The 15815-nt window shown below is 65.0% G+C and carries 18 protein-coding genes; 11 read left to right on the forward strand and 7 right to left on the reverse strand.

The window, feature by feature from the left end; genetic code table 11:
* Window positions 1-4 precede the first annotated feature (4 nt).
* Entirely contained in the window at window positions 5-1513 is a 1509-nt protein-coding gene (locus AC0KWY_RS19855; protein ID WP_474027213.1) for a hypothetical protein, read from the reverse strand.
* 142 nt (window positions 1514-1655) lie between these two features.
* On the opposite strand from AC0KWY_RS19855, the gene rpsP reads away from it, so the two are divergent.
* Genes rpsP through rplS form a run of 4 tightly spaced genes read left to right on the forward strand, consistent with a single transcriptional unit; the run spans window position 1656 to window position 3600 of the window.
* Window positions 1656-1907, forward strand: coding sequence for a 30S ribosomal protein S16 (rpsP, locus tag AC0KWY_RS19860; RefSeq protein ID WP_474027214.1), 252 nt, complete (start codon window positions 1656-1658; stop codon window positions 1905-1907).
* Between the two features lie 13 nt (window positions 1908-1920).
* Complete coding sequence (gene rimM, locus AC0KWY_RS19865; RefSeq protein ID WP_474027215.1) at window positions 1921-2433, forward strand: ribosome maturation factor RimM; 513 nt, start codon at window positions 1921-1923, stop codon at window positions 2431-2433.
* Window positions 2430-3206 (forward strand): tRNA (guanosine(37)-N1)-methyltransferase TrmD, encoded by a 777-nt coding sequence (gene trmD, locus AC0KWY_RS19870; protein WP_474027216.1) that lies wholly within the window; start codon window positions 2430-2432, stop codon window positions 3204-3206. The genes rimM and trmD overlap by 4 nt, the downstream gene beginning before the upstream one ends.
* 22 nt (window positions 3207-3228) lie before the next feature.
* Entirely contained in the window at window positions 3229-3600 is a 372-nt protein-coding gene (rplS, locus tag AC0KWY_RS19875; RefSeq protein ID WP_474027217.1) for a 50S ribosomal protein L19, read from the forward strand.
* Between the two features lie 111 nt (window positions 3601-3711).
* Here the strand turns inward: rplS and folE2 are convergent, their stop codons facing one another.
* The 4 genes from folE2 to xseB are packed head-to-tail and all read right to left on the reverse strand — an operon-like array spanning window position 3712 to window position 7502.
* On the reverse strand, window positions 3712-4506 hold the full coding sequence (folE2, locus tag AC0KWY_RS19880; protein ID WP_474027218.1) for a GTP cyclohydrolase FolE2: 795 nt from the start codon (window positions 4504-4506) through the stop codon (window positions 3712-3714).
* A gap of 16 nt (window positions 4507-4522) precedes the next feature.
* A complete protein-coding gene (dxs, locus tag AC0KWY_RS19885; RefSeq protein ID WP_474027219.1) occupies window positions 4523-6379 on the reverse strand; it encodes a 1-deoxy-D-xylulose-5-phosphate synthase in 1857 nt (618 codons plus the stop codon).
* 2 nt (window positions 6380-6381) lie between these two features.
* Window positions 6382-7242: a polyprenyl synthetase family protein gene (locus AC0KWY_RS19890; protein ID WP_474029764.1), complete on the reverse strand. Its 861-nt coding sequence runs from the start codon at window positions 7240-7242 to the stop codon at window positions 6382-6384.
* A gap of 20 nt (window positions 7243-7262) precedes the next feature.
* Entirely contained in the window at window positions 7263-7502 is a 240-nt protein-coding gene (gene xseB / locus AC0KWY_RS19895) for an exodeoxyribonuclease VII small subunit (RefSeq protein ID WP_474027221.1), read from the reverse strand.
* A gap of 102 nt (window positions 7503-7604) precedes the next feature.
* Between xseB and AC0KWY_RS19900 the strand changes: the two genes are divergently transcribed.
* The 4 genes from AC0KWY_RS19900 (at window position 7605) to AC0KWY_RS19915 (ending at window position 10931) form a co-directional block, all read left to right on the forward strand.
* Entirely contained in the window at window positions 7605-8741 is a 1137-nt protein-coding gene (locus AC0KWY_RS19900) for an aromatic ring-hydroxylating oxygenase subunit alpha (RefSeq protein ID WP_474027222.1), read from the forward strand.
* Window positions 8742-8862: 121 nt separating this feature from the next.
* Window positions 8863-9714 (forward strand): DMT family transporter, encoded by an 852-nt coding sequence (locus AC0KWY_RS19905; RefSeq protein WP_474027223.1) that lies wholly within the window; start codon window positions 8863-8865, stop codon window positions 9712-9714.
* Window positions 9715-9744: 30 nt separating this feature from the next.
* Window positions 9745-10095, forward strand: a complete 351-nt coding sequence (locus AC0KWY_RS19910; protein WP_474027224.1) for a SpoIIAA family protein — start codon at window positions 9745-9747, stop codon at window positions 10093-10095.
* Window positions 10092-10931: a sulfurtransferase gene (locus tag AC0KWY_RS19915; protein ID WP_474027225.1), complete on the forward strand. Its 840-nt coding sequence runs from the start codon at window positions 10092-10094 to the stop codon at window positions 10929-10931. Before AC0KWY_RS19910 ends, AC0KWY_RS19915 begins: the two co-directional genes overlap by 4 nt.
* A 12-nt stretch (window positions 10932-10943) precedes the next feature.
* On the opposite strand, the gene AC0KWY_RS19920 is transcribed toward AC0KWY_RS19915, so the two are convergent.
* Both AC0KWY_RS19920 and queG read right to left on the reverse strand, forming a co-directional pair.
* On the reverse strand, window positions 10944-12206 hold the full coding sequence (locus tag AC0KWY_RS19920; RefSeq protein WP_474027226.1) for an HD-GYP domain-containing protein: 1263 nt from the start codon (window positions 12204-12206) through the stop codon (window positions 10944-10946).
* An 85-nt stretch (window positions 12207-12291) separates the two neighbouring features.
* Entirely contained in the window at window positions 12292-13344 is a 1053-nt protein-coding gene (gene queG, locus AC0KWY_RS19925; protein WP_474027227.1) for a tRNA epoxyqueuosine(34) reductase QueG, read from the reverse strand.
* Here queG and tsaE point away from each other — a divergent pair.
* Genes tsaE through AC0KWY_RS19940 form a run of 3 tightly spaced genes read left to right on the forward strand, consistent with a single transcriptional unit; the run spans window position 13339 to window position 15814 of the window.
* Window positions 13339-13854 carry a tRNA (adenosine(37)-N6)-threonylcarbamoyltransferase complex ATPase subunit type 1 TsaE gene (gene tsaE / locus AC0KWY_RS19930; protein WP_474027228.1) on the forward strand — a complete coding sequence of 172 codons (516 nt, stop codon included), beginning with the start codon at window positions 13339-13341 and terminating at the stop codon, window positions 13852-13854. The two genes, queG and tsaE, sit on opposite strands and share 6 nt — an antisense overlap.
* Window positions 13788-15104 carry an N-acetylmuramoyl-L-alanine amidase gene (locus tag AC0KWY_RS19935; protein ID WP_474027229.1) on the forward strand — a complete coding sequence of 439 codons (1317 nt, stop codon included), beginning with the start codon at window positions 13788-13790 and terminating at the stop codon, window positions 15102-15104. The genes tsaE and AC0KWY_RS19935 overlap by 67 nt, the downstream gene beginning before the upstream one ends.
* A complete protein-coding gene (locus tag AC0KWY_RS19940; RefSeq protein WP_474027230.1) occupies window positions 15104-15814 on the forward strand; it encodes a hypothetical protein in 711 nt (236 codons plus the stop codon). The genes AC0KWY_RS19935 and AC0KWY_RS19940 overlap by 1 nt, the downstream gene beginning before the upstream one ends.
* Window position 15815 lies beyond the last annotated feature (1 nt).

Genomic DNA, 15815 nt, shown 5'->3' on the forward strand with positions numbered 1-15815 from the left:
GTGCTCAATCGTCGCCGTCGGGCAGCAGGGTGAAGATTTCGACGACGCCGGTTTGTTCGCTCAGGGGGCCGGTCTGGACCTCGCGGACCTGCAGGTTGCCTTGTTCGATCAGCAATACCATGCGCCGGCGATTCTCGCCGAGACAGCCGGTCGGTGCAATCAGCGACTGCGCCGGCCGCAGCGGCGGGGCCTCGGGCAGTACCAGGGCGGTCAGCGGGGCATTGGCCACCTGGCCGGGGTCGGCGATTCGTGCCGCCAGCGCCCGCGTGGCCAGCACCTGCAAGCCGATCTCGATATGTTCCGGGTTTTCCGAAATCGCCCAGCGGACGATGCAGACATGCCAGTTGTCGGAGCGCGGTGAAAACTCGTCACGGGGCTGGATCGCGACGATGTCGCCAACACGCAGGCAGGCGGTGCTGCCGCTCATGTGCATCAGGGCATAGCCTTCCGGACTTTCGTTGGTGACCATCCATTCGCTGATGTCGTCGCTGTCTTCCTGATGCTGCAGCAGGCGATACAGGCCTTCCAGGCCAAGGCAGAGACGGGCGCGATAGGCGTGGCGCCGACGCGGAAACTTGCGCTTGGCCGGAAAACCCCAGAGTTTTTCCAGGCGGCGCAGGACGCTGCGTCCGGCAGGCTCGCTCGCCAGTCTTGGCAGATCCAGGGTTACGGGATCGGTGCCGGCCGCGAGGGCAATGCCGATCAGGCGGATTTCCCCGGCCAACTCGCCACCGGAAAAATAAAGCGGTCTGATGCCCTCGCCGGGTTGGCGTCTTGCCATGGCGTAAGCCGGGCTGTCGCGTTCGAGATCGATCCAGAAGACGTCGTCGCCGCTGAGCGGTGTGTCGCTGAGTGTGATCAAATGGCCGAACCTGTCGGTCAGGGTGCTGATCAATTCGAGTTCGGCCGACGAAAACGAGGCGGGTTGTGCGATTGCCTTCAGCAGGATATCGACGTACAGGCGCTCGATGCTGCTGCTGCCAGCGGCAGCGCCGGTCATTCGTTCAATCCCGAGTCGGCGGGCGGTTCGGTATGCGGCATTGAGTTGTTGCCAAAGTCCGTTGCCGGGTGGTGCCGCAACCAGGTGGTGAATGTGGATTTGAGTGCCGATGGCCTGAACGGCGCGGCGCAGCGAAGCCTGCATGCGCTCGTCGGGCAAGGTATCCTGGGGGCTGTAATGGGCTGCCAGGGTGTTGAAATATTCCTGGGCCAACGCCTCCAGTATTTTCAGGAGCGTCTTGATTTTCTGCCGAGTCTTGCGGGCGACCGGCAGGGTGGGTTGGTGCAGGTTGGGCAGTTCGGCTTGCAGAACGGATTCGGCATGCGCAAAGATCAGGTCGAGCAACTTGACGTGCGCTACTGGTCCGATGGCCGCTTCGCGCAGTTTCAGGACTTGCTGCAGAAGTTCCTCTGCATCCTCGGAATGGCCGTGTGCCAAGGCTAGCCATTCCAGGATGCCCTTGACCAGTTCCTCGCTCTCCGGGGGAGCTTCCTTGTTTGCGATTTTTGCCATGATTTGTAAAGAATAGCAAAAACTTCCCCGCTCGGCACCAAGGGGTGGTGTTGTGGTCGGCGGCCCCGTCTTAAGTGGCTTGTTTTTCATCGACAAACCGCTATAATCTTGCGTCTTTTTCCCTGCTTACGAAAGTATTCACATGGTTGTTATCCGTCTCGCACGTGGCGGCGCCAAGAAGCGCCCGTTCTACAACATGGTCGTCACCGATTCCCGCAATCGCCGCGACGGTCGTTTCGTCGAGCGCATCGGCTTTTACAACCCGGTCGCTTCCGGTGCTGCCGAGCAACTGCGTATCGCCACCGACCGCCTGGCCTACTGGCTGGAACAGGGTGCTCAGCTGTCGCCGACCGCTGCTCGCCTGGTCAAGCAGAGCGCCAAGCAGGCTGTCTGAGTTTCGTAACGCCTTGTCCAGCAACGATATTGTCGTCCTCGGCAGGCTTGCCGAAGCGTACGGAATCCGCGGCTGGATCAGGTTGCATCCTTTCGGGGATGATCCGCTTGGCTGGCGTGGCATACCCGTCTGGTATCTGGGCCGGGAAGGTGGGCCTTGGCGCGAGGTTGAACTGAGCGGCCTGAAGGCGCACGGTGACGGTCTGGTCGTGTCGTTTGCCGGGGTTGCCGACCGGACGGCGGCGGAAGCGTTGAAAGGCCAGTTGATTGGCGTTCGGCGCGAGGCCTTGCCGGAAACCGGCGACAACGAGTTTTACTGGGCCGAATTGCTCGGCTTGGCTGTGGTTAACGAAGAAGGTGCCTTGCTCGGCAAGGTGGCCGGTCTGATCGAAACTGGCGCCAACGATGTGCTGCAGGTGGTCGATGACGCTGGCGAGGAGAGGCTGTTGCCTTTCGTCGATGCGGTCGTTCTCGAAGTGGACAAGCCGGCCGGTGTGATCCGGGTGGCCTGGGGTTGCGACTGGTGATCCGTTTCGACGGGGTGACGCTGTTTCCGGAAATGTTCGCAGCCGTCACGCACAGTGGGATTACCCGCCGGGCGCTGGAAGAGGGAAGGTGGGCGTGGCAGGCGTGGAATCCGCGCGATTACGCGGAAAACGCCTGGCGCCGGGTCGATGATCGGCCTTTCGGCGGCGGTCCGGGCATGCTGATGCAGGCTGCGCCGCTGGAGAAGGCGATCGCTGCGGCGAAGGCCGCGCAGGCCGCGGCTGGGGTGGCGGCGAGCCGGGTGATCTACCTGTCGCCACAAGGTGCGCCGCTGACGCATCAGCGGGTGATGCGGCTGGCGAGTGGCGGAGAAGGGCTGATCCTGCTCTGCGGTCGCTATGAAGGAATTGACGAGCGTCTGATCGAGCGTTGCGTCGATGAAGAAATATCGATCGGGGATTTCGTGCTCTCCGGTGGCGAGTTGCCGGCGATGGTGTTGATCGATGCCGTCGTCCGCCAGTTGCCGGGGGTGCTTGGTGATGCCGCCTCGGCGGTGGAAGATTCGTTTGTCGGTGGTTTGCTGGATTGTCCGCACTACACCCGTCCCGAGGTTTACGAGGGAATGCCGGTGCCGGAAGTGCTGATCTCCGGCGATCACAAAAAAATTCGTCGCTGGCGGCTGAAACAGTCGCTGGCGCGGACCCGGAAGCGCCGACCGGAGCTGTTTGCCGAATGGCTGGCGCAACGCAGTCTGACTGCGGAAGAGACGCAACTCCTCACGGAAATTTCCGGCGCGGAGCAATGCGGTGAGTAATGTTTTACAAAAAGGATCTCACATGAACCTGATTCAACAGCTGGAACAAGAAGAAATTGCCCGCCTGGGCAAGACCATTCCCGAATTTGCCCCGGGCGACACCGTCGTCGTCCAGGTCAAGGTCAAGGAAGGCAACCGCGAGCGTCTGCAGGCTTACGAAGGCGTTGTCATCGCCAAGCGTAACCGCGGCCTGAACTCGTCCTTCATCGTCCGCAAGATTTCTTCGGGCGAAGGCGTCGAGCGTACCTTCCAGACCTATTCGCCGCTGGTCGCCTCGATCGAGCTGAAGCGTCGCGGCGATGTCCGTCGCGCCAAGCTGTACTACCTCCGCGATCGTTCGGGCAAGTCGGCCCGGATCAAGGAAAAGCTGCCGGCGAAGAAGGCTTCTGCCTGATCGACGGTTGGCCGCAGGACATGAAAAAAGGGGCTTCGGCCCCTTTTTTTGTTGACTGCGAACGATAAAAAAGGCGCCGCAGCGCCTTTGGGATGGTTGCCTCGGCGCGCTTCAGCCAGTCCGCTTGTCGCGCTCGATCAGGGCGTAGGCCGAGTGATTGTGGATCGACTCGAAGTTCTCCGATTCGACGACGTAGGCGTCGACTCGCGTTTCCGCGTTGAGGCGGGCAGCGACGTCGCGGACCATGTCCTCGACGAATTTCGGGTTGTCGTAGGCGCGCTCGGTGACGTACTTCTCGTCCGGGCGCTTCAACAGGCCGTAGAGTTCGCAGGAGGCTTCAGACTCGACCAGCTGGACCAGTTCCTCGACCCACATGAAGTCGTTGGTGCGGGCGGTGACGGTGACGTGCGAGCGCTGGTTGTGGGCGCCGCGTTCGGAAATCTTCTTCGAGCAGGGGCAGAGGCTGGTCACCGGGACGACGACCTTGACCGAGGTGACGATCTCGCCGCCGCAGATGTCGCCGATGAAGGTGACGTCGTAGTCGAGCAGGCTCTGGACGCCGGAAACCGGTGCCGTCTTGTTGATGAAATACGGGAAGTTCATCTCGATGTGGCCGCTCTCCGCTTCCAGGCGGATGACCATGTCGCGCAGCATGGTCGGGAAGTTTTCGACCGAAATCTCGCGTTCGTGCGAGTTCAGGATCTCGACGAAGCGGGACATGTGCGTGCCCTTGAAGTTGTGCGGCAGGCTGACGTACATGTTGAAGACGGCGATCGTGTGCTGGATGCCTTCGGCCTTGTCCTGAACCTTGATCGGGTGGCGGATGGCCTTGATGCCGACCTTGTTGATCGCGATCTGGCGCGTGTCGGCAGAGCTTTGTACGTCGGGGATGGGAGTCGGGGTCATGAGGCTGTTCTGTCCGTTAGAGCGGGTTGTCGAGGCGTTCGCGCACACGGTGCACGATGCCTTCCTTGTCGAGGCCGAGCTCGGCGAGGAGCTGGCCCTGTTCGCCGTGATCCACGAACTGGTCGGGAAGACCGAGGCGCAGCACGGCGGTGGTAATGCCGCGTTCGCCCAGCAGGCGTTCGATTTCCGAACCGGCGCCACCGATCACGGCATTCTCTTCGATGCTGACCAGCAGCGAATGGTTCCCGGCGAGTTCGCCGATCAGCGCGCTGTCGAGCGGCTTGATGAAGCGCATGTTGATTACCGTCGCATCGAGCGCTTCGCCGGCGGCCAGCGCAGCCGGCACCAGGCTGCCGAAGGCGAGCAGGGCGACCTTGCTGCCGCGACGCAGGACCTCGGCCTTGCCCAGCGGCAGCGTGTCCAGCTCGGGAGCGGGCAGCTTGCCGGTGCCGCCGCCGCGCGGGTAGCGGACCAGCGTCGGGCCGTCGTGGGCGAAGGCGGTCGACAGCATGCGCCGGCATTCGGCTTCGTCGGCCGGGGCCATGATCGTCAGGTTGGGAATGCAGGCGGCGAAGGAGATGTCGAAGCTGCCGTGGTGGGTCGGTCCGTCGGCGCCGACCAGACCGCCGCGGTCGACGGCGAAGACGACCGGCAGGTTCTGCAGCGCGACGTCGTGGATCAGTTGGTCGTAGGCGCGCTGCAGGAAGGTCGAGTAGATGGCGACCACCGGCTTCAGACCTTCGCAGGCCAGCCCGGCGGCGAAGGTGACGGCGTGTTGTTCGGCGATGCCGACATCGTAGTAGCGGCCGGGGAATTCCTGGGCGAAGCGGACCAGGCCGGAGCCTTCGCGCATCGCCGGGGTGATCGCCACCAGGCGCGCGTCGGCGCGTGCCTGATCGCACAGCCAGTCGCCGAAGACCTGGGTATAGGTCAGCTTGCCGCCGCCCTTGCCGGACAGGATGCCTTCGCCCGGCGCGAACTTGCCGACGCCGTGGTAGAGGATGGGGTCGCTCTCGGCAAGCTTGTAGCCCTGGCCCTTCTTGGTGATCACGTGAAGGAACTTCGGTCCCTTGATGCCCTTGAGGTTTTCCAGGGTCGGGATCAGCGCGTCGAGGTCGTGGCCGTCGATCGGTCCGTAGTAGTGGAAGCCGAACTCCTCGAACAGCGTGCCCGGGGCGATCATGCCCTTGACGTGTTCCTCGGCGCGGCGCGCCAGTTCAAGCAGCGGCGGGGCGAAGCCGAGCATGTGGCGACCGGCCGAGCGGGCGGCGTTGAAGGTCTTGCTCGAAGTCAGGCGGGTCAGGATGTTGTTCAGCGCGCCGACCGGCGGCGAGATCGACATCTCGTTGTCGTTGAGGATGACCAGCATGTCGGCGTCGGCGACGCCCGCGTTGTTCAGCGCCTCGAAGGCCATGCCGGCCGACATCGCGCCGTCGCCGATGACGGCGACCACCTGGCGCGCCTCGCCCTTCTGCTTGGCGGCCAGCGCCATGCCCAGCGCCGCCGAGATCGAGGTCGACGAATGGCCGACGCCGAAGGTGTCGTAATCGCTCTCGCAGCGCTTGGGGAAGCCGGCGATGCCGTGCCGCATGCGCAGCTTGTTCATGCCGGCGCGGCGCCCGGTCAACACCTTGTGCGGGTAGCACTGGTGGCCGACGTCCCAGACCAGGCGGTCGTCCGGCGTGTTGAAGACGTAGTGCAGGGCGATCGTCAATTCGACGGTGCCGAGGTTGGACGACAGGTGGCCGCCGGTTCCGGACACCGATTCGATCAGGAAATCGCGCAGTTCGCCGGCCACCTGGTCGAGTTGCTTGCGCTCCAGGGCGCGCAGGTCGGCGGGGCGGTCGATGGTTTCCAGCAGCGGGTAAGTCATGTTCAGAATTGCCTGTGGCAGATGAAGTCGGCGAGCTGGATCAGCCGGTCGGCGCGCTGGCCGAAACAGTTCAGCGCTGCCAGCGCCTCGCTGCGCAGTTCGTCGGCGTAGGCGCGGGCACGCTCAAGGCCGAGTAGGGCGACGTAGGTCGGTTTGGCGGCGGCCTCGTCCTTGCCGGCGGTCTTGCCGAGCGTCGCGGTGTTCGCCGTGCAGTCGAGGATGTCGTCGACCACCTGGAAGAGCAGGCCGGCGCGCTTGGCGAAGCGGTCGAGCTGCAGCCGTTCGGTTTCGCTCAGGGGGGCGCCAGCGAGGGCGCCGAGCAGCACGGCGGCGCGGATCAGGGCGCCGGTCTTCAGCGCGTGCATCAGCTCCAGTTCGGCCTGTTCGAGCGGCTTGCCGACCGAAGCGAGGTCGATCGCCTGACCACCAGCCATGCCGCGCGAGCCGCTGGCATGGGCGAGCAGGGCGATCATTTCCAGTTGGCGTTCGCCGAGCGGCTGGCTGGCCAGCAGTTCGAAGGCCAGCGTTTGCAGGCTGTCGCCGACCAGCAGCGCGGTCGGCTCGTCGTATTCGACGTGGCAGGTCGGCCGGCCGCGGCGCAGCACGTCGTCGTCCATGCACGGCAGGTCGTCGTGCACCAGCGAATAGGCGTGGATCAGCTCGACCGCGCAGGCGGCGACATCGAGGCGGGCGGCGTCGGCGCCGGCCAGTTCGCCGGCAGCGAAGACCAGCAGCGGGCGGACACGCTTGCCGCCGCCCAGCGTGGCGTAGCGCATGGCGTCGTGCAGGCGTTGCGGAATCGCTTCGGCGGCGGGCAGGCAGCGGGCCAGCGCGGTTTCGGTACGGGCCTGGGTAGCGGCCATCCAGTCGGCAAAGGAAAGGCTCACTGGGCCTCCAGGGTGTTGCGATCGACGTCGCGGGCGACGCCGTTCTCGATGATGCGTACTTCTTCTTCCGCTTTCGCCAGCAGGCTCTGGCAGTGCTGGATCAGCGCCATGCCGCGTCGGTGCGCGGCAATCGAGTCCGCCAGTTCAAGCTGGGCGTTTTCCATGCTGGCGACAGTGGCTTCCAGTTCGGCCAGGGCGACCTCGAATTTCATCTCGGCAATCGGGGTGGGATCCATGACTTGGTCGTTCAGGAAACATATGAAAATACTCCATGCGGGGTATTTCGGTCAAATTCAGGATAAAATCGACATCCTTTTTTAACCCGCTGGAGGCTAGGAATGTCCGACATGGCGACTTCGTCCCGGTTGGCCCCTGCAGTTTCCCAACTGCCGGTGGACTGGTATTTCGATGAACGGATTCATGCGCTGGAGAAGAAACTCATCTTCGATGCCGGTCCGGGTTACGTCGGTCACCAGTTGATGGTGCCGGAAGCGGGTAACTATCGTACCCAGGAATGGAAGGACCACGGCCAGATGCTGCTCAACGGCGGCGCGGCCGGGCCGAATGCCGGCATCTGGCAGATGTCCAACGTCTGCCGCCACCGCCAGGCGATCATGCTGCAAGGCGCCGGCAAGCTCGAAGGGCCGGTGGTCTGCCCGATTCACCGCTGGACCTACGAGCAATCCGGCGAACTGATCGGGGCGCCGCATTTCCCGCAGAACCCCTGCCTGAACCTCGACAAGGTCAAGCTGGAAAACTGGAACGGCCTGCTCTTCAAGGGACCGCGTTCGGCCAACGTCGATCTGGCCGGCATGCTGACCACGCGCGATTTCGACTTTTCCGGCTACAAGCTCGACCATGTCGAGATGCACGAGTGCAACTACAACTGGAAGACCTTCATCGAGGTCTATCTGGAGGATTACCACGTCGTGCCCTATCACCCCGGCCTGGGCAACTTCGTCACCTGCGACAACCTGACCTGGCAGTTCGGCGACTGGTACTCGGTACAGAAGGTCGGCATCACTTCGCTGCTCAAGGAATCCACTTCCGGCGTCTACAACCGCTGGCAGAAGGTGGTCCGCGAGTACTACGGCGACCGCGGGCAGACCCCGCCGCAGGGCGCGGTGTGGCTGACCTACTATCCGAACATCATGGTCGAGTGGTACCCGCACGTGCTGGTCGTGTCGACGCTGATCCCGCAGGGCGTGAACAAGACGATGAACGTCGTCGAGTTCTACTACCCCGAGGAAATCGTCGATTTCGAGCGCGAGTTCATCGAGGCCGAGCGCGCCGCCTACATGGAGACGGCGATCGAGGACGACGACATCGGCGAGCGCATGGACCGCGGCCGCAAGGCCCTGCTGGCCGAAGGCAAGAACGAGGTCGGCCCGTACCAGAGCCCGATGGAGGACGGCATGCAGCACTTCCACGAGTTCTACCGGCGCATCATGCAGAAGGAAATCGAAGGCCGCTGAGCGGATTTTTCAACCGCTTCCGCGGTCAACCGGGGCGTCGGGGTAGAATCCGGCGCCCTTTTCTTTGCCCCTGCCGGTCCGTGGCCCGAAGCCCGGCCGTGCCGCCCGAGTCGAGTCACGCATGCAATCCCTGTGGATGATCGCCGCCAGTTTCCTGTTCGCCTGCATGGGCGTTTGCGTCAAGCTGGCGGCGCAGACCCATTCGGCGGTCGAAATCACCTTCTACCGCAGTTTCATCTCCCTGCTGCTGATGTTCGGGCTGGTTCGCCTGCGCGGCGTCCGGCTGGCAACGCCGCACTGGCGCTGGCAGATCACCCGCGGCCTGGTCGGCTTTGCGGCGCTGTTCGGCTATTTCTACGCGATCACCCTGCTGCCGCTGGCGACCGCGGTGACGCTCAACTACACCTCGGCGATCTTTCTCGCACTCTATCTGGCGCTGGCCGGCTGGCAGGTGCGGCGCGGCATGCTCGGCGCGCTGGCGCTCGGCCTGGCCGGCGTCATTCTCTTGCTCAAGCCGACCTTCCAGGCCGAGCAACTGGTCGGCGGTCTGGTCGGACTCGCCTCCGGCGTGATGGCCGGGATGGCCTACTTCAGCGTGCGCGAACTGGGCGCTCGCGGCGAATCGGAAATCCGCACCGTCTTTTATTTTTCGCTCGTCGCCAGCGTCTGTGCCGCCGTCTGGCTCGTCTTTGGCGAGATCCACCCGGTCAACGCCGACAGCGGACTGCTGCTGTTCGGCGTCGCCGGCTTCGCGACGCTCGCCCAGCTGGCGATGACGCGCGCCTACTCGCGCGGCAAGACTTTGCTGTCAGCGGCACTGGCCTACAGCACGGTGATCTTTTCCAGCCTCGCCGGCATGCTGTTCTGGGGCGAAGTGCTGCCGGCGTCGGCGTGGGCGGCGATCGGCCTGATCGTCCTGTCGGGCATCGCGGCGACGCATTTTTCGCGTGCCAGCCCGGTGGAGCAGGATTAAACTGGGACCACAACAACAACGGAGCAAACCATGATCGTCATCGACCACAACGCCCACCGGGTCAATGTTTCGGTGTTCGGCGAATTCACGCTGGCCGACTATCGCGAATTCGAGGAAGTCGTCAATTACAAGATCAAGTTCGAAGGGCCGGTCAACCTGTTCTTCGACCTGACCAAGATGGGCACGCTGACGCTCGACGTCGCTTGGGAGGAAGTCAAGTTCTCGCGTGCCCACGCCAACGATTTCAACCGCGTGGCCGTCGTTACCGACAGCGAGTGGGTGACCTGGAGCGCCTGGCTTTCGCAGACCTTCGTCAACGCGGACGTGCAGGTCTTCGACGATCCCGCCGCGGCCGACGAGTGGCTGGAAGCCGAGGCTTGAGCTGCGGTCCGCTGATCCGGCCGGCGCAGTTGTTGGCGCAGCTCGGCGAGCCCGACTGGTGCATCGTCGATGTCCGCCATCAACTGGCCGATGTCGGTTACGGCGAGCGGGCCTACGGCGAAGCGCATCTGCCCGGCGCTTTCTTCCTGCATTGCGACCGCGACCTGTCGCGACCGATGAACGGCCAGAACGGTCGCCATCCGCTGCCCGATCCCGAGGTGCTGGCCGGCAGGCTGACGGCGCTCGGCATCAACCGGCAGACCCGGGTGGTCGCTTACGACGACGGCAACGGCATGATCGCCAGCCGTCTCTGGTGGCTGTTGCGCTGGCTCGGCCACGATACCGTCGCCGTGCTCGACGGCGGCTGGGCAGCCTGGTGCCAGGCCGGCGGGGCCTTGAGTACGGAACGGCCGAATGCCGTGCCGGGGGATTTCCAGCCGCGCTTGCGCCCGTGGACGGTTGACGTCAATGATGTCCTGGCCGGGCTGGATTCGCCGGGCCGGCGTCTGATCGATGCGCGGGCCGCCGACCGCTTCCGCGGCGAAAACGAAATCATTGATCCGGTGGCCGGCCACATTCCCGGGGCGAGCCACCGTTTCTTCGGCGACAACCTCGCCGCCGACGGCTTCTTCAAGCCGGCGGCCGAACTTGCCAGCGAATGGCGCGCCCTGCTCGCCGGCGATGCCCCGGCTGCGGTCGTCCATTACTGCGGTTCGGGCGTTTCCGCCTGCCACAACATCCTCGCCATGGAAATCGCCGGCCTGCCCGGTTCGCGGCTCTACGGCGGCTCCTGGAGCGAGTGGTGCGCCGACCCGGCGCGGCCGGTCGAACGCTGAAGCGTTAGCGGTTCAGCCCTTTTCGAAGAAGTGGTGGCGGACCTTTTCGTCGAGCAGTCGGCGGCACCCCGCTTCGTCGCAACCCTGCAGCCGGGCGTGCAGCGTTGCGGCGATCTTCAGGAAGATTTCGGCGAGTGCCGGGTCAAAGTGGCTGCCGCTGTCGTGGCGGATGATGTCGATGGCGGCGGCGAACGGCATCGCTTCCTTGTACGGACGGCGTGAAACCAGCGCATCGAAGACGTCGGCAATGGCGAAGATGCGCGCCGCCAGCGGGATACCTTCGCCGCTGAGACCGCGCGGATAGCCGTTGCCGTCCCATTTTTCGTGATGGCCGGCAACCACGGTCGCTGCCTCGTCCAGCCAGCCGATACCGGCGACGATCGCCTCGCCCTGCGCGACATGGGTGCGCATGATCGTCATTTCCTCGGCGTCGAGTCGCCCGGGCTTGAGCAGGATGGCGTCGGGAATGCCGATCTTGCCGACGTCGTGCAGGAAGCTGCCGACGATCAAGGCCTGCATCGCCGCCCGTTCCAGCCCGAGCGCTTCGCCGATGCAGGCGGCGATCCAGGCCACCCGGTAGTTGTGGGCGCCGGTATCGGAATCGCGGCGGGCGACGGCGCGGCCCATCGCTTCCATCATCGACAGGTGCGATTCGAGCAGCGCTTCCGCGCGCCGCGAATTTTCCGCCGACAGGTGGACGACGAAGGGGTAGATGGTCAGGCCGCAGAGCAGCGAGGCGGCGGCGACGATCAGCGCCATGGTCAGCGCGCCGCGCATCAGCTCTTCCTTCTGCCATTCGGGGACGATGCGCACGCCTTCGAAATAGCCGGCCGGGCGTTCGGTGTCGTGCCCCTCCAGGGGGACGAAGATGCGCAGGATCCAGCCCTGTTCGGGTAATTTCAGACTCTGATAATTGGGTGTCCGGTAATTCGGCCGGCCATGCTTGGGTAGCAGCGATTCGATCGCCTCGCCGGCCGGCGTGCTGGCTTCGGCCAGCTTGCGGCCATCGGCGTCGTAGATTTCGGCGATGTCGAACAGGCCACCGGTGATCGCCAGCGCCGCTTCATCGGCGCGCAGCGGCAATTGTTTCTCGGCGGGAAGGGCGAAGCTGTCGCGGTCGCCCAGGATGTGGCGGGACTCCTCCATCGCCAGCGAGACCATGTTTTCCTCGGCGATCTCGCGCGAGATGAGCCAGGCGAGCGGGCCGCTGATGAATGCCAGGAGCAGGCTGATGGCGGCGATGCGCCGTGCGGCACGTTGTTTGAAGGAATTCATTGGGAAGTCGGCGGCTGGAGGTGGTCCGGATCGATATCCGCTCATTAGAGCAGAAGAGCCTGAAAGGGAGATGAACGTGTGGCCCTCAGCCGGAACTGCCGAGTCGTGCCAGGGCCCAGGCGACATGCTCGCGGACCAGCGCCGAAGGATCGTCGGCGCGGGCCTGCAGGGCAGCGATTGCCTCGTCCGTCGCCGGGCCGTTGCCGAGCCCGATGGCAATGTTGCGCAGCCAGCGTTGATGGCCGATGCGGCGGATCGGGTTGCCGGCCAGACGGTCGTCGAACTGCTGCGCGCTCCAACCGAACAGCGTCACCAGCGAGGCCGAGTCGAGCCCGTGGCGCGGCGCGAATTCGCGGTCGCCGAGCTGGGCGAAGCGGTTCCACGGGCAGCAGGTCTGGCAGTCGTCGCAGCCGTAGATGCGGTTGCCGAGCAGCGGCCGGAATGCCTCGGGGATGGCGCCGGCGAGTTCGATCGTCAGGTAGGAAATGCAGCGCCGCGCGTCGACGACGTAGGGCGCGACGATGGCACCGGTCGGGCAGGCGTCGAGGCAGGCGCGACAGGAGCCGCAGTGTTCGTCGGTCGGCGCGTCGGGCGGCAGCGGCAGGTCGCAGTAGATTTCACCGAGAAAGCGCCACGATCCCTGGCGCGACAGCAGCAGCGTGTGCTTGCCGCGCCAGCCGAGCCCGGCCTGACGGGCGTATTCGACTTCCATTACCGGCGCCGAATCGGAAAAGACGCGGTAGCCGTAGGGGCCGGCCAATTCGCCGATGGCGCTGGCCAGCTTCTGCAATCGGCCGCGTACCACCTTGTGGTAGTCGCGACCCAGGGCGTAGCGGGAGATCGCTGCCTGGCCGGGGCGGTCGGCGGTGTTTGCGTGCGGCAGGTAGTCGAGTGCAACCGAGATCACGGTGAGCGTGCCCGGCTGCAGCAGTTGCGGGGCGGCGCGCAGTTCAGCGTGGCGCGCCATATAATCCATCTCCCCGTGCATGCCGGCGGCCAGCCATGCACGCAGCCGGTCGACCGCCGCGCCCGGTTCGGCGCGGGCGATCCCGACCTCGGCAAAGCCCAGCCCGCGGCCGAGTTCCCGAATGCGCGCCTTGAGCGCCGCAGCGTCCACAGTGGAGTCCTGATCATGCATAGCCCGGATGTTACCGCCGTTTTCGATCTGCCCGACGAGGCGGCGACCCAGCGCCTCGGCGCCGAACTGGCGCAGGCGTTGCAGCCGGGGCTGGTGATCTACCTCGAAGGCGAGCTCGGCGCCGGCAAGACGACGCTGGCGCGGGCGTTGATCCGGGCGCTCGGACACAGCGGTCCGGTGAAGAGTCCGACCTACGCTTTGGTTGAAGTTTACGTAGTTTCGAGTTTATACTTGTATCACTTTGATTTTTATCGTTTCGAGTCACCCGAGGAATTCCTCGATGCGGGATTTGGTGAATACTTCAACGACGCCTCCGTCTGCCTGGTCGAATGGCCCGACAAGGCGGCCGGCTGCGTGCCCGAAGCCGATCTCCGCGTTCTCCTGCGTCACGCCGGTGGCGCGCGTGTCGCCGAACTTGCAGCCATCTCGGAAAGGGGGGCGTCATGCGTAAGGACCATCGCCTCGATCCGCGCCGTCGGCAGCTCCTGCGCTACGCCGGCAGCGCGCTAGTTCTCTCGGTCACGCCGCTCACCGGTCGCGCCGCCAGCCGACCGGCGATCGTCGCGGTACGCATCTGGCCGGCTGCCGATTACACCCGGGTCACGCTCGAACACGATGCGCCGCTGAAATTTACCCATTTCACTGTCGAGAATCCCGAGCGGCTGGTCGTCAACATCGAGGGTGTCGAGTTCAACAGCGTGCTCGACAGTCTGGCCGGCAAGGTTGGCGACGACGATCCCTACATCAAGCTGCTGCGGGCCGGCCGCTTCAAACCGGGCGTCGTCCGCCTAGTGATGGAGCTGAAAACGCGTGTCGTGCCGCAGGTTTTCTCCTTGGTGCCGGTTGGCGAATACGGTCACCGTCTGGTCCTCGACATCTATCCGGAAACGCCGGCCGATCCCCTGATGGCGCTGCTCGAAGGGCGGCGCGACGCGGTCGAGCCGCTCAAGCCGGGGCAGGATCTCGGCGGCAAGGAAGCGAAGCCGGCGGAGCCGCCGGAGCCGCAAGTGGCGAAGCGTTCCGGCAAGGCCGTGGTGGACCGGCTGGTGACGATCATGCTCGATCCCGGGCATGGCGGCGAAGATCCCGGTGCCGTCGGCAAGCGCGGTACCCACGAAAAGGCCGTCACGCTGGCGATTGCCCGCCGCCTGAAGGCGCGTATCGACGCCGAGCCGAACATGCGCGCCGTGCTCACTCGCGACGGCGATTTCTTCGTTCCGCTGCAGGTGCGCGTGCAGAAGGCACGTCGCATCCAGTCCGATCTTTTCCTGTCGATCCATGCCGATGCCTGGATCAAGCCCGACGCGCGCGGCTCTTCGGTCTTCGTCCTGTCCGAGAAGGGGGCGTCGAGCACCCAGGCCCGCCTGCTGGCGCAGAAGGAAAACAGTGCCGACCTGATCGGCGGCGTCAATCTGGCCAAGACCAAGGACGTTTTCCTGGCCCGCACCCTGCTCGATCTGTCGCAGACGGCGACCATCAACGATAGCCTCAAGCTCGGCAAGTACCTGCTCGGCGAACTCGGCTCGATCAACCACCTGCACAAGACCAGCGTCGAGCAGGCAGGATTCGCCGTCCTCAAGGCGCCGGACATTCCGTCGGCGCTGATCGAGACCGCCTTCATTTCCAATCCGGAAGAGGAGTTGCGCCTGAAGGACGACGCCTATCAGGAGCAGATGGCCGACGCCATCATGCGCGGCATCCGCCAGTACTTCATCAAGCATCCGCCGGGGCCGAAGGCGAAGATCGCCCAGGTCGGCTGATGCAGCCCGCGTTGCTCGCCGAACTGCGGCGTCTCTACGCTGCCGCCGACCTTGCTGCCGACGCCGCGCAACTACCGCTGATTGACGCCGCTGGCGCGGCCCGGGCGCTGCTCGTCGAATTCCCGCAAGCCAGGGACTGGCCGAGCGTTGGCGAAACCCTGCGTTACCTCGCCGAAGAGCTGACCTTGCCGAGGCCGGCGCTGTCGGTGTCCGTTTCTGGCGCGTTCACCCTCTGGCTGGCTTTCGCGACGCCGCAACCGCTGCCGCAGTTGGCTGCGTTTTGCGACGGCCTGCGGGCGGCCTGCTTGAGCGATCTGCCGGGCGAGCGCCTGCGCTGCCATCCCTTGAGCGGCGTTGCCGCGGTGCCGCTGGTTCCCGCTTTCGACGCCGACCTCGAGCGCTGGTCGGCCTTCATCGATCCCGGCATGGGCAGCATGTTCGTCAGCGAGCCGGGTCTGGAGTTTCCGCCGAACCCGGAACGCCAGGCGGAAATGCTGGCCGGTTTGAGGGCGATCGACGACCGGCTGTTGGCCAAGGCAATGCCCCAACTGCCGACACCGCTTCAGGCGCCGGTTGCAGGCGCTTCGCCGTTGTCCGGGCATTTTGCCGATCCGGCGGCCTTCCTGCTGGCGGTGATGAATGACGCATCGGTGCCGCTCGGCGAGCGGATCGGCGCGGCCAGCGCCTTGCTCGCGGCAACGCGCCGCTGAT

Source organism: Azonexus sp. MM2026_4 (genome assembly GCF_055901855.1).

Bases quoted from the DNA above. Each gene is read 5' to 3' on its own strand.
- AC0KWY_RS19855 (WP_474027213.1), bottom strand. From the start codon at position 1,513: ATGGCAAAAATCGCAAACAAGGAAGCTCCCCCGGAGAGCGAGGAACTG.
- rpsP (WP_474027214.1), top strand. From the start codon at position 1,656: ATGGTTGTTATCCGTCTCGCACGTGGCGGCGCCAAGAAGCGCCCGTTC.
- rplS (WP_474027217.1), top strand. From the start codon at position 3,229: ATGAACCTGATTCAACAGCTGGAACAAGAAGAAATTGCCCGCCTGGGC.
- folE2 (WP_474027218.1), bottom strand. From the start codon at position 4,506: ATGACCCCGACTCCCATCCCCGACGTACAAAGCTCTGCCGACACGCGC.
- dxs (WP_474027219.1), bottom strand. From the start codon at position 6,379: ATGACTTACCCGCTGCTGGAAACCATCGACCGCCCCGCCGACCTGCGC.
- AC0KWY_RS19890 (WP_474029764.1), bottom strand. From the start codon at position 7,242: ATGGCCGCTACCCAGGCCCGTACCGAAACCGCGCTGGCCCGCTGCCTG.
- xseB (WP_474027221.1), bottom strand. From the start codon at position 7,502: ATGGATCCCACCCCGATTGCCGAGATGAAATTCGAGGTCGCCCTGGCC.
- AC0KWY_RS19900 (WP_474027222.1), top strand. From the start codon at position 7,605: ATGTCCGACATGGCGACTTCGTCCCGGTTGGCCCCTGCAGTTTCCCAA.
- AC0KWY_RS19905 (WP_474027223.1), top strand. From the start codon at position 8,863: ATGCAATCCCTGTGGATGATCGCCGCCAGTTTCCTGTTCGCCTGCATG.
- AC0KWY_RS19910 (WP_474027224.1), top strand. From the start codon at position 9,745: ATGATCGTCATCGACCACAACGCCCACCGGGTCAATGTTTCGGTGTTC.
- AC0KWY_RS19920 (WP_474027226.1), bottom strand. From the start codon at position 12,206: ATGAATTCCTTCAAACAACGTGCCGCACGGCGCATCGCCGCCATCAGC.
- tsaE (WP_474027228.1), top strand. From the start codon at position 13,339: ATGCATAGCCCGGATGTTACCGCCGTTTTCGATCTGCCCGACGAGGCG.
- queG (WP_474027227.1), bottom strand. From the start codon at position 13,344: ATGCATGATCAGGACTCCACTGTGGACGCTGCGGCGCTCAAGGCGCGC.
- AC0KWY_RS19935 (WP_474027229.1), top strand. From the start codon at position 13,788: ATGCGTAAGGACCATCGCCTCGATCCGCGCCGTCGGCAGCTCCTGCGC.
- AC0KWY_RS19940 (WP_474027230.1), top strand. From the start codon at position 15,104: ATGCAGCCCGCGTTGCTCGCCGAACTGCGGCGTCTCTACGCTGCCGCC.